Here is a 12,246-nt window from a genome sequence, read left to right on the forward strand (position 1 = left end):
GTGACCAAGGATCTGTGTATACTTCTTATGCTTATCAAAAACAAGTCAAAGAAAGAGGCATGACTATGAGTATGTCCCGAAAAGGGACGCCCGCAGACAATGCCTCCATTGAATCGTTTCACTCTTCTCTAAAGACTGAAACCTTCTACCTCGACAACTTAACCTGTACTACGACCGCCATCGTAAAACAGATTGTCGAAGACTACATCACTTATTATAACAATATCCGTATCCAAACGAAACTAAATAACCAGTCTCCGGTCCAATACCGAAAACTGGCTATTTAGATGGTGTTTTGATCCCTGTCTCAAAAACGGGGGGCAGTCCCTTTCTTATCTGCAGTTTTTTTATTAAAATTTTTAAAACCAAGTTGACAAATGAGGATTGTGGGATATATAGTATATATAATCTTACTGAATATGATGAGACTGATTGGAAAACCAAAGGTCCTTTGAAATGATATGCATCATTTTGAAGGACCTTTTTTGTCAAAAAAGGAGAGAAAAAATGAGAAAGCTATTTATCTTTGCAATTGTTGGTTTTTTTGCTCAATTAATTGATGGTTCACTTGGAATGGGGTACGGGGCAACATCTTCATCTCTTTTATTAACATTTGGAATTGCACCTGCTGTTGCTTCAGCTTCCATTCATTTATCTGAAATCGCAACAACAGCAGCTTCAGGTGTTTCACATTACAAATTTGGAAATGTGGATAAAAAGGTATTGTGGAAATTAATGATTCCAGGCGCAATTAGCGCTTTTATTGGAGCCGCGTTTTTAAGCAGCTTGCCTGGAGCCGTGATGAAACCTTTTGTATCGATTTTCTTAACAGCGCTTGGTTTTTACATCTTATTTCGCTTTTTATTTAAATGGAATCCATCACAGGCTAATAAAGAGGCAAAGGAACTAAAAACGCCGTTTTACATTGTTTTAGGATCTATTGCAGGGTTCTTTGATGCGATTGGTGGAGGAGGATGGGGGCCTATTAATACACCTGTTCTTCTAGCACGCAAAGGAGCTGTTCCGCGAAGAGTCATTGGAACAGTTGATACGAGTGAGTTTGCTACAACAGTGGCAGCTTCAGCTGGCTTCTTGCTTTTTTTAGGAACTGAAAGCTTAAACTGGTTGTTAATTCTTGCTTTTGTTATTGGCGGAGTACTAGCCGCTCCTTTAGCCGCGTGGCTTATTAAAATCTTACCATCTTACTTGCTTGGTGTTTTTATTGGAGGATTTATTATTCTGACAAATGCCAACACGCTTCTGTCGTCTTTTAATGTTGGAGGAGACAAGATTCTAGGATTTTATATCGTCTTGTTTATTGGATGGGCCGCCGCTATTTTCTACGCGGTTCGCAACAAAGTACGTTTAAGCAAGCAGGATGTTTCAGAAACGCTGTAAGTTTAATCAATAGGTGGTGCTGGAACAGGTAGGCTTTCTTGGATATCTAAAAAAACGTCTGCTGGAGATTCGTTGTCTTCTCCAGCACCAGCTATCTCACGATTAATAATAGTTGGAGCAATCCGAGCATAGTTCCCAAAATTAATAATAGCTCCGCTGTCAACGTTTTGAATTGTTACATGTGATGAAAAAGTCATACATAAGCTCCTTTCTTTTTTGTATTCTATGATATTTAAAGAGGATTTGTACGGGCTAAAAGAGAGAGTTCTGTAAAAAGCCAAGGTTTGAAATCATAGAAAGCGGTTATAGTAACAGTAGAGTTACTACATAAAATAGTTAAGGAGTGAAATGAAATGGAAGCATTATACGTTGCAGAAGCTACTTCACGAGGTGGACGAGAAGGGCATGTTACAACTTCAGACGGCACGCTTGATTTAAACATTACATCTCCAAAAGGCTTAGGTGGAAAAGGCGGAGACGGCACAAACCCAGAACAACTTTTTGCAGCAGGTTATGCCGCTTGCTTCGAAAGTGCGCTACAGCTTGTTTTAAACAAAGAACGAATCAAAGCAGAGAGCACAGAAATTACGTCGCACGTCTCAATCGGGAAAGACCCTGAAGACGGCGGATTCAAACTGGAAGTTGAATTAGTTGGACATGTTGAAGGTGTTGAACGAGACAAAGTACAGGAGCTTTTAGAGAAAGCTCACGGAGTTTGTCCATATTCAAAAGCAACGCGAGGAAATATTGAAGTTACGGTAAAAGCAAAATAAAAATAGACAAGTAGCGTGATAGGAGAGCTTAGTTCCTATCACGCTTTTTTGTCTATTACATCTATTACATATGAATTTCTACGCATGAAAGAGAGGTGTTCCCTATATACATAGGATAAGGACAAGTTCAGATAAGCAAGGTTGTCAAAACATCTCGTAGTGGATGCTCTATTGTTCACTTGCTAGAGATCCTAAATAAAGGGGAACGGATAATGAATAGTTTTTTAAAGTCAGCGTTAATTCTAACTTTGGCCGCTTTTTTAGGCGAACTTATTGAATTTTTAACAAATATGGTTCTAGCACGTGAGCTCGGTAAAGAAGGAATGGGGATGTACATGTCTGTGTTGCCTATCGTTTTTTTAGTTGTCACAATTGCAACGATAGAGCTTCCAATTTCGATTTCGAAGTTTTTGGCAGAACATAACCAAAAAGAGCATCGCAACATGATGAAGCATGCAACATGGTTTGCGACAGGAATTATTGCTTCTGTTATGGTTGTTTGGTTTATTGTGATTACCTTTATACCGTTTTTTAACCATTATCATCCGTATATCGGTTGGGTTGTGCTTATATTTATCCCTATTGTTTCTTATTCATCGATTTTACGCGGCTACTTTATGGGCGTTGATAATATGAGCGCTATTGCCGTTTCAAATTTTGTTAGAAAATCCATTCAGCTTACTCTTCTTTTCTTAGTATTTAGATCGTTTCATTTTGAAGATCATGGCACAGCTCTCCTTGTAGCCATTTGTGCTCTTGTAGCAAGTGAAGCGGTTGTATTTACTTACTTCTTGATTACATATGTGATGCAAACAAACGTAATTTCAAGAGGTTATCGATTTTCGTATACTGGAAAAGAAGTAAGAAAAAGACTTTTGTCTGTTTCTCTGCCAACAACAGGACTGCATCTTTTCTCCGCATCAGCTGGAGCTATTCAGCCGTTTTTAATTAAAAAAAGTCTGATGTTAAGCGGAATGACGTCTTCCATTGCAACAGGTCATTACGGCATGCTTGCAGGAGTGGCTATGACGATTGGGTTCTTTCCAGCTTTTATTGCTCATTCTCTTCTTGTAGCTTTAATACCAGCTGTTTCTCAAGCACAAGCTGCAGGTGACCGTGATAAGCTAAGTTTGCTATTACAGCAAAGTTTACGAATTACATTTTTATACGGAATTCCTGCAATTCTCGTTATGAACATTTTTGCTGAGCCTATTACAAATCTCTTTTTTCATTCAAGTGAAGCTGCTTTCTATTTAAGAGCCCTTTGGCCATGTTTTTTACTTCATTTCTTTGTAATCCCAATGAGAGCTTATTTAATTGGGTTAGGGCTTATGAAAGATGCCTTGTATCATACAATATGGGTTCATGTTATTTCCTTTTCGCTTATTTTTCTCCTTGCTTCTCAGCGAGAATGGGGAGTGAGCGGTGTTATTTTAGCAATGAATGCAGAAACGCTTCTGCTTACGCTTCTTCACTATTTCACCATTTGTAAAAGAATTGGACTGCCGATTTTATTTTTTATGAAGCGACCGCTAACAAAATTATAAAAAATATAGCTTGAGCATTGTATTAAAGGGGAGAAGTTTATCTATGCTAAGATAGTAGCAACAAAGAAGAGAGGAAGAGTAAAAGAAATGAATAAAACAATCGAAACAATATTAAATCACCGTTCTATACGAAAGTATAAAAACACGCCATTATCAGACGACCAAATTGACACTTTAGTTCAAAGTGCTCAATCAGCTTCAACCTCTAGTTTTATCCAAGCTTATTCTATTATCGGAGTAAAGGACCCTGCTAAAAAGAAAAAACTTGCTGAGCTTGCAGGAAATCAGCCTTATGTAGAAGAGAATGGCCATCTTTTTGTTTTTTGTGCAGATTTACATCGTCATGAGATACTTGGCACTATGGAAGAAGTGAAGTTGGAAGACTCGTTAGAAAGCACAGAAACATTTATGGTTTCTCTTATTGATGTAGCTCTTGCAGCACAAAACCTTGTAATTGCGGCTGAATCAATGGGGCTTGGTACGTGCTATATTGGCGGCATTCGAAACAATTTAGAAGGCGTTGAAGAAGTATTAGACATTCCAAAACGCGTTATTCCACTTTTTGGTCTAACGGTTGGATATCCAGCGCATGAATCAAGTCAAAAACCACGCTTACCAAAAGCACACATTTATCATGAAGAGCGCTATGAACAAGATGAAGAAAAATATCTAAAAGAGCTTGAAGCTTACAATGAAGTGACTTCATCTTATTATAAAGAGCGTACAGGTGGAAAACGTGAAGATACATGGACAGCTCAAATGGCTAATATGCTTCATACACCAAAAAGAACGTATATGAAAGAATATATTGAGAAAAAAGGATTTTCTAATAAGTAAGAGAAAAGAAGCTAGAATATAGCTTCTTTTCTTATGGAAAAATTTCGATATTTCAGATATTGTTATAATAGATAGAAATAAAGGAGAGGGTTTTTATGCAACAGTGGATCAAAGAAGTAGCAAGAGGACAGCGCGGGGCAAAAGACTTGCCTTTTGAAGAGGCAGAGAAAGCAGCCCGCATGATGGCAACTGGTGAGGCGACAGATGTGCAGATTGCTACCTTTTTGACAGGTCAGCGTATTAAGACAGAAACACCGGAAGAACTAGATGCGTTTGTGAAAGTGTATAGAGAAAATAGCGAGCAAATTAAAGTGGATGAAAATACACGAGAGAAACTTGTAGACTATTCAAGTCCATATGCAGGGCGAAATTCGTTTTTTGCAACAATCCCAGCAAATTTATTGTTAGCTTCAAGAGGGATGCCTGTTTGTTTACATAGCAGTGACTCACTTCCTCCAAAATACGGAATAACCATTAAAGAGGTTTTAACAGAGTTAGGCATTAAGACAGAGAAAAATATAGATGAAATTGCAATATCATTAGAAAAAGTTAATATTGGCTTTTATCATACAGAAAAGCTATCACTTCCACTCAAGCGTCTACGCTCAATTCGTAAGGAAATGGGAATTCGCACAACATTTAATACAGTTGAAAAAATGCTGAACTTAGCTCATGCCCCAAATATTGTACTGGGAGCTTTTCATCGAACAGCTATTAATAAAATTTTGCCTGTTTTTAAAACACTAGATGTGAAAAAAGCAGTTGTTGTGCAAGGAATAGAAGGGTCAGATGATTTAGCTGTTCATCGTAATAGCTTTGTTTTTCAAATCAAAGATGGACAAGAGTCTTCTTTTATTGTGAGTCCAAAAGAGTATGATCTTTATCTTCCTGAAGAAGAGTTTGTGAAAAAACGTTCATTACAAAATCAAGTTGAAACAATAGAGAGCGTCCTAAGAGGAGAAAAGAGTGATCTTTATGCTTATAATCAAGTTGTGCTAAATACAGCTCTTCGTCTCTATCTCTTTGGCTATGAATCTTCTATTGCAGACGGTGTTGCCTGGGCAAGAAATGCCTTGGATCGTAGAGTAGGTCAAGAAGTGCTTGAGGGATGGAGAAGCATCTTATAAGAAACGAGCCTTTTACAAGGCTCGTTTTTCTTGTAATGTTTGACGAGAGGACTTTTAACGCATACAATCAGAAGGAAGATGGATGAAGAAGGGATGAAAATACGGTTGCATGCATTGGTTAGAAAAAAAGCAAGGACGTTTTTAATATTAGGCTTTTCCGTCCTATTTTTGCTTTTTACAATTACATTTGCTGTGATGATAGGGTCTGTCTCCTTATCACCACTTTTAGTATGGAAAATTATCTTTTCACATATGCCTTATATAGATCATTACATAGACGGATCAGGATCACTTGCTCAATCCGCCATCATTTGGCAAATTAGACTTCCGCGCGTTTTATTAGCTTGTATTGTTGGGGCAGGACTTTCAATTGCAGGAGCTGCGGTTCAAGCACTTGTGAAAAATTCAATCGCAGATCCATACATACTTGGAGTATCGTCAGGAGCTTCTGTTGGAGCGACGCTTGTTATTACAGCAGGCGCTTTTTCTATTTTAGGCATTTATGCTCTTTCGATTGCGGCTTTTGTTGGCGCGCTTTTATCTGTTTTAGGAGTGTTTTTTCTTGCTCAAGTACGAGGAAGAATTTCTACAGTTCGACTCCTGTTAAGCGGAGTTGCTGTATCAATGATTTTAACAGCGCTCACAAACTTTATTGTTTTATCTGCACCAAATGCAGAAGGAGCAAAAAGTGCACTCTTTTGGATGATTGGCAGTTTAACAGGGGCAAGGTGGGACTATTTATTCGTTCCTTTTGCGGTCTTTTGTTTTATATTTTTATTTTTATGGTCTCAATACCGAGCTCTTAACATTTTATTGACTGGAGAAGAGTCAGCAGTAACGTTGGGAATTAATGTTCATATGTTTCGCAAGCTTTTAATTATCGCAACAGCTCTTCTAACAGGTGTTATTGTCTCTGTGAGTGGAGCCATTGGATTTGTAGGACTTATGATTCCTCATATTGTTCGTCTTTTTGTTGGTTCTAATTACAAGTATGTGATTCCGTTTAGCGCACTGTGGGGCGCCATCTTTTTAATATGGGCCGATGTATTAGCACGCACGGTGATTTCTCCGCAAGAACTGCCAATTGGAATTATTACGGCTCTTGTTGGAGGTCCGTTTTTTATTTGGCTACTGAGAAAAAGTACATACGCTTTTGGAGGAGAGTAAATGATTAGCATTGAACATGTAACAACGCTTATTGGAAATCAGCTTATTATAGATGATGTTTCTCTCTCTGCTGAAAAAAAACAATTTGTTGGGATTATTGGACCGAATGGAAGCGGGAAGTCTACGCTCCTCAAAAATATTTACAGAGTATTGCCGCTATCAAGTGGGAAGGTAATGATTAACGGCGATGACTTTTTGAAAATGAAACCAAAGGAAGCTGCAAAACAGCTAGCTGTTGTTAGCCAGGAAACACCGGTTACATTTGATTTCTCTGTAAAAGAAATGGTTTTAATGGGCAGAGCACCATATAAGAGGATGTTTGATTTTGATCATTCAAAAGACGACGAGCTTGCCCTAGAGATGTTAAAAAAGGTAGGTATGGAAACGTTCATTAATCGAAACTTTTTGACGCTTTCAGGAGGAGAAAAACAGCGCGTTATCATCGCGAGAGCTCTTATTCAACAAGGAGAAGTACTTATACTAGACGAACCAACAAATCATCTTGATATTCATCATCAGCTTCATATTATGGATGCAGTAAAAGATACTAATATGACGGTTATCGCTGCTCTGCATGATTTGAATATTGCTTCTATGTACTGTGATTATCTTTTTGTAATGAGGGAAGGAAAGATATTTGCACAAGGAAGGCCTGAAGAAGTGCTAAATGAAACATTGTTAAGAGAGGTCTTTGAAGTTGAAACGATCATACATCAACATGAAACACTAGGAAAACCACATATTACGTTTTTACCAAATCGTTTTGTGAAAAGGCAAGGATGAAGAAAAGGATATAAGCAGGGTTTTTAGATAGAAGTAGGGGAAAGAAGACATCAATAGGTGTCTTCTTTTTTGATTAGAAGGATAAATGGAGTTTACTATGTTGAAGGAGGAAACACTAAAATTGCTGAAGGTTTTGCGCACTTTTTCAAAAAGCTTGGCGGTCGTATTCTTAATAATACAGAAGTAAAACAAATTTTCACAAAAGAGAAAAAGGCAAAAGGAGTTCTTCTTCAAAATGAAGAAATCATAGAAGGGGAAAAAGTGATTGTGAATGGTGATTTACTTTCTTCCTATGAGCGACTTTTACCAGAAGAAGAACGCCCATCTTACAAAGACCGTAAGATTGCGAGCTATGAACCTTCTGTTTCTGCCTTTGTTATGATGGTTGCCTTGAAAGGAAGAAGGAAAAACTTTGTGCATCATCAAATGTATTTTTCGGAAATTTATCAAAGGGAATTTAATGGCATTTTCGTGCATAAAAAGTTTCCTGAAGACCCTACTATTTATATTTCGAACTCCTCTTACAGTAATGATAGGATAGCTCCTGGTGATAATTTATTTATTTTAGTAAATGCTCCTGCCATTACCTTCATTACAAAAGTAGAAAGTGAAAACTACAAAGAGAAAATTTATAATAAGCTACTCGCATATGGAGTGGATATTCGAAAAGATAAAGTAGCTGAGAAAACGATAACTCCATGTGATATAGAAGCCAAGTTTTTTGTGCGTCGTGGCGCCCTTTATGGAATAAGTTCAAATCGAAAAAAAGATAGTTTCCTAAGGCCTTCTAACGTCTCAAAAGATATAAAAGGGCTCTATTTTGTTGGAGGAACAACACATCCTGGAGGAGGCTCTCCAATGGTTACGATTAGCGGACTTAACGTTGCTCATCACATTTTAAACGAAAATCGAAAGAAAAGTTCGAAAGTCTTTTGACATTTATGGGGGTAATTCGCTAATATAGTAAATTGTGCTCCTTATTTTTTTTAGAAGGTGGAATGGTACATTTGGCTTTTTGGTTCTTTATTGTTTTATTTATGTTTATCGTCATTTTCCGTCCGCTCTTAGAACGGCGGGCAGTGAAAAAATGGGGGAAAAGCAGCAAGCGAATTCAATTTTTTGTTGAACAATCTCTTTTTTATATTATTATTTTGCTTGGCTATGTGACGCTTTTTAAGTATGAGGGCATTTCTTTCTCTTTTATGGGATGGAAAGCCACAAGTTTTTCTGCCTTTCATGCTTCACCGCTCCCTAGTTTTTTCAAATACTTAATTCTTGCCCTTTTTGCCTTTTTTATTATTACGGTTATTTTAGTTGCATGGATTAAACGAAACAAAGAAGCAAACATTTTTGGAGAGGAAACGCTAGCTTCATCCTACCATGTATTCACACCGCAAAAAAAAGAGGAAGTTGCAAGCTGGTCCTTTTTTTCGTGTCTTCACGTAGCAGTAGAATCGCTTGTCTATTTTCCATTTTTTTATTTCCTATATGTTCACATTTTTCATGTAACAAACATATGGCTCGTGCTCGTTTTTATTACGTGCGCTTACTACGTGGTGCAGCTTGCGTTTTCGTATGATCGGTTAAGTATTCAGCCATTTATTATCGGGCTCTTTTTGTCATCGCTTTATGTGCTGACAGAATCTGTTTTGCCACTTTTGCTCTTTTACATTTGCAACTTTGTTTTGGAAATTTATCATGTGGAAGAAGAGTTCCAAAGACAGAAGCAAGCTTAGAAACGCTCGCTTTTGTTTTTTGAGTTGTTCTTTTTAAAAAGGGTATACTGATTTATAACTACATAAAAGAGGGGATTTTATTATGAGATTATTTTCACATAATGACCTGGATGGAGTAAGTCCAGCTGTTTTAGCTCTTCGTGCGTTTTCAAAGGAAAATGTTCATTATTCATGCGTTGGCATTTATAAAATTGATGAAGTGATTGAAGAGTATTTAGAAGAAAATGAAGATATAGAAGAAGAAATTTATATTACAGACATTTCGGTTAATGAAGAAGTGGCTGCAAAATTAAATGAACGTGTACAGCGTGGCCAAACGATTCTTCTGTTTGATCATCATTCATCAGCAAAATGGCTTGATGAAACCTATGAATGGGCTACAGTAAAAGCAGTGGATGAAAAGGGACAAAAAACGTGTGGGACAGAGCTTTTTTATCACCACCTTCTTAAGGAAGGGAAATTACAAGAAACTCCTGTGATGTCTGAGTATGTTGAACTTGTTCGTCAATTTGACACATGGGACTGGTATGAAAATAATAATGAAAAAGCGAAAAAATTAAATCATTTGTTTTATTTAATTAAACGAGAAGATTTTATTGAAACCGTATTAACCACATTAGATAAAGAAGAAGAGTTTGCATTTACAGAAGTCCATGAAACCATTTTAGCTCTTGAACAAGAAAAAATTGATCGCTATATCCATAATAAAAGTCACCAAATGATCAAGGAACAGCTAGAAATTGGAGAGACACAATATACTGCTGGAATTGTATTTGCAGAGAACTATCAATCAGAGCTTGGAAATGCCCTTTGTGTAGAAGACGAAGAACTCGATTTTGTAGCTCTAATCGATATGGGAAAACGTCGTATTGGTTTTAGAACAGCAAGAGATAACGTTAATTTAAGCGAAATTGCTGCTCGTTTTGATGGAGGAGGACACCCAAAAGCAGCAGGATGCTCCTTAGGAAAAGAAACGTTTGATCTTTTTGTTCTTCATACGATGTTTTCAGAATCAGAAGCCTAAGAGTTCCTCTTAGGCTTCTAAGTCGTGAATAGGAATTTCAGAGAGGGAACACTGAGAGGATTTTGGTAACGAGATCTCGAGAAGTCCGTTTTGATAAGTTGCTTTTGCGCCTTTTTTTCGCACGCTCGAAGGAAGAGATATTTCTTGATGGAATTTTTTCTTTCCATTACTTTCAATAAAACAGGAGAAAGGACTGTGAGAAACCTTTAAATGAGCTAATGTAGCGCGGTCTGGAACTTTTACTTGTATGATACAGCTATCATGCGTTTGAAATATATCATACATAAGCGCTGTTTCACCTTCTAAAGTTTTAGTATGGGACATTTGCAACGCTTGTTTAAAGAAATCATTATTTTTGATGAAGTCTGGTAAAGGCTGTGACATTGCAGAGGATAGCACGCTTTTTAAATATTGATCCGTCTCTTTATTGTTTTGCTCTTTTCCTTGTTCAAAAGGCCAAGAGTTAGATTTCCATGGAAACACGCTTTTTCCTCCTTAATATGTTATTCTCCTTTACTATATGGCAACGTACCCCTAAAGGTTATTTCTGTACTTGGTTCTTTTTCATTGATATGATAGTTATAAAACCCGATAAGTTTACAATGATTTGAACGGAGCGTGATTTTGTGACAGCAACATTTATCAAAACAGACTTTCAAAAGAAGTGGCTACAACGACTTAATCCCCTTGTAGAAGAGTTTGCAAGCAATGGAGCGGAAATTGATGAAAAGTCTCTTTTTCCAACTGAGCATATTGAGAAGTTAAAGAAAATTGGCTATACGTCTTTATCTTTGCCTAAAGAAGCAGGTGGAGAAGGGTTAGCGCTTTACGATCTTCTTCTTTTTCAAGAGAAAATTGCAAGTGGAGATGCTTCAACAGCTCTTGCTATTGGCTGGCATATGGGAATTACAATGGACTTAAACGATAAAAGGAACTGGCCTGAAAATACGCTTCATGCTATGTTTCAAGAAATTAAAAATAAAAAGCTTTTAAATGGAGCAGCAACAGAGCCCAAGACAGGAAGTCCAACACGAGGAGGACGTCCTGAAACAACAGCTGTAAGCCAACAAGACGGTTTTCTTATGAATGGTCATAAGACGTTTACAACAATGGCTCCTGCCCTAGATTATTTTCTTGTGAAGGCATGGGTAGAAGAAGAAGGAGCAGTTGGAGAGTTTATCGTGCCTAAAACGGCAAAAGGGGTTTCAATCGAGGAAACGTGGGACATGATTGCCATGAGAGGTACAGGTAGTCATGATTTACTTTTAGAGAATGTTTTCCTTGAGAAGGATAAGCTTGTTCGATTATTAAAAGGAGGAAATAAGCGTGAAGCAAGCGGCTGGCTTTTGCATATTCCAGCGTGTTATTTAGGCGTTGCACTCGCTGCACGAAACTATGCTATAAAATTTGCTAAAACTTACTCTCCTAACAGCATAGAAGGCACGATTAGCACGTTACCAAACGTCAAAATGGGACTTGGAGAAATGGAATTAGAACTTCTAAAAGGACGTCAATTTTTGTATGCTGTCGCGACAAAATGGGACGAATGTGAAACAAAAGATGAAAAAGACAGCTTACTTGAAGAGCTTTCAGCAGCAAAGCTTATCGCAACGAACTGTGCTATTAATGTGGTAGATAAAGCAATGCGCATTGTTGGAGCAAAAAGTTTACAGCGTACAAATCCACTTCAACGCTACTATCGAGACGTACGAGCAGGGTTGCATAATCCACCTATGGATGATATGACAATTATGAATTTAGCGCAGTCAGCTCTTGAAGAGTAAAAAGACCTTTCTAACAGAAAGGTCTTTTTTATGTTTTTTGACAGAAAGGAAAATCTTTCTTATAATTATC

At 37.4% G+C, this 12,246-nt stretch carries 14 protein-coding genes; 12 read left to right on the forward strand and 2 right to left on the reverse strand.

Going from position 1 to position 12,246, the window contains the following annotated elements; translation table 11 throughout:
- The coding region (locus BM012_RS24775) for an IS3 family transposase (RefSeq protein WP_139210453.1) at window positions 1-287 on the forward strand (287 nt) is incomplete at its 5' end.
- 220 nt (window positions 288-507) lie between these two features.
- Window positions 508-1,398: a sulfite exporter TauE/SafE family protein gene (locus tag BM012_RS24780; protein ID WP_061804015.1), complete on the forward strand. Its 891-nt coding sequence runs from the start codon at window positions 508-510 to the stop codon at window positions 1,396-1,398.
- Between the two features lie 2 nt (window positions 1,399-1,400).
- On the opposite strand, the gene BM012_RS24785 is transcribed toward BM012_RS24780, so the two are convergent.
- On the reverse strand, window positions 1,401-1,595 hold the full coding sequence (locus tag BM012_RS24785) for a hypothetical protein (RefSeq protein WP_061804016.1): 195 nt from the start codon (window positions 1,593-1,595) through the stop codon (window positions 1,401-1,403).
- A gap of 156 nt (window positions 1,596-1,751) precedes the next feature.
- Between BM012_RS24785 and BM012_RS24790 the strand changes: the two genes are divergently transcribed.
- From BM012_RS24790 to BM012_RS24830, 9 genes are all read left to right on the forward strand, one after another.
- Window positions 1,752-2,171 carry an organic hydroperoxide resistance protein gene (locus BM012_RS24790; protein ID WP_061804017.1) on the forward strand — a complete coding sequence of 140 codons (420 nt, stop codon included), beginning with the start codon at window positions 1,752-1,754 and terminating at the stop codon, window positions 2,169-2,171.
- Between the two features lie 212 nt (window positions 2,172-2,383).
- Window positions 2,384-3,718 (forward strand): polysaccharide biosynthesis protein, encoded by a 1,335-nt coding sequence (locus BM012_RS24795; RefSeq protein WP_061804018.1) that lies wholly within the window; start codon window positions 2,384-2,386, stop codon window positions 3,716-3,718.
- An 87-nt stretch (window positions 3,719-3,805) separates the two neighbouring features.
- Window positions 3,806-4,555 carry an oxygen-insensitive NADPH nitroreductase gene (gene nfsA, locus BM012_RS24800; protein WP_061804019.1) on the forward strand — a complete coding sequence of 250 codons (750 nt, stop codon included), beginning with the start codon at window positions 3,806-3,808 and terminating at the stop codon, window positions 4,553-4,555.
- 95 nt (window positions 4,556-4,650) lie between these two features.
- Window positions 4,651-5,682 (forward strand): anthranilate phosphoribosyltransferase, encoded by a 1,032-nt coding sequence (locus tag BM012_RS24805; RefSeq protein WP_061804020.1) that lies wholly within the window; start codon window positions 4,651-4,653, stop codon window positions 5,680-5,682.
- 93 nt (window positions 5,683-5,775) lie between these two features.
- Entirely contained in the window at window positions 5,776-6,849 is a 1,074-nt protein-coding gene (locus tag BM012_RS24810) for a FecCD family ABC transporter permease (protein WP_061804042.1), read from the forward strand.
- A complete protein-coding gene (locus BM012_RS24815) occupies window positions 6,850-7,632 on the forward strand; it encodes an ABC transporter ATP-binding protein (protein WP_061804021.1) in 783 nt (260 codons plus the stop codon).
- 69 nt (window positions 7,633-7,701) lie between these two features.
- Window positions 7,702-8,568 (forward strand): phytoene desaturase family protein, encoded by an 867-nt coding sequence (locus BM012_RS24820; protein WP_061804022.1) that lies wholly within the window; start codon window positions 7,702-7,704, stop codon window positions 8,566-8,568.
- 71 nt (window positions 8,569-8,639) lie between these two features.
- Window positions 8,640-9,368 carry a hypothetical protein gene (locus tag BM012_RS24825; RefSeq protein WP_061804023.1) on the forward strand — a complete coding sequence of 243 codons (729 nt, stop codon included), beginning with the start codon at window positions 8,640-8,642 and terminating at the stop codon, window positions 9,366-9,368.
- 82 nt (window positions 9,369-9,450) lie between these two features.
- The gene (locus tag BM012_RS24830; protein ID WP_061804024.1) at window positions 9,451-10,392 is read left to right on the forward strand and encodes a DHH family phosphoesterase; all 942 of its coding nucleotides are present in this window, start codon (window positions 9,451-9,453) and stop codon (window positions 10,390-10,392) included.
- Between the two features lie 9 nt (window positions 10,393-10,401).
- Here the strand turns inward: BM012_RS24830 and BM012_RS24835 are convergent, their stop codons facing one another.
- Window positions 10,402-10,875, reverse strand: coding sequence for an Hsp20/alpha crystallin family protein (locus BM012_RS24835; protein ID WP_061804025.1), 474 nt, complete (start codon window positions 10,873-10,875; stop codon window positions 10,402-10,404).
- 143 nt (window positions 10,876-11,018) lie between these two features.
- Here BM012_RS24835 and BM012_RS24840 point away from each other — a divergent pair, with 143 nt between their 5' ends.
- On the forward strand, window positions 11,019-12,176 hold the full coding sequence (locus tag BM012_RS24840) for an acyl-CoA dehydrogenase family protein (RefSeq protein WP_061804026.1): 1,158 nt from the start codon (window positions 11,019-11,021) through the stop codon (window positions 12,174-12,176).
- Window positions 12,177-12,246: the final 70 nt, after the last annotated feature.

Source organism: Priestia endophytica DSM 13796, from assembly GCF_900115845.1.
In the GTDB taxonomy this organism is placed as follows: domain Bacteria; phylum Bacillota; class Bacilli; order Bacillales; family Bacillaceae_H; genus Bacillus_I; species Bacillus_I endophytica.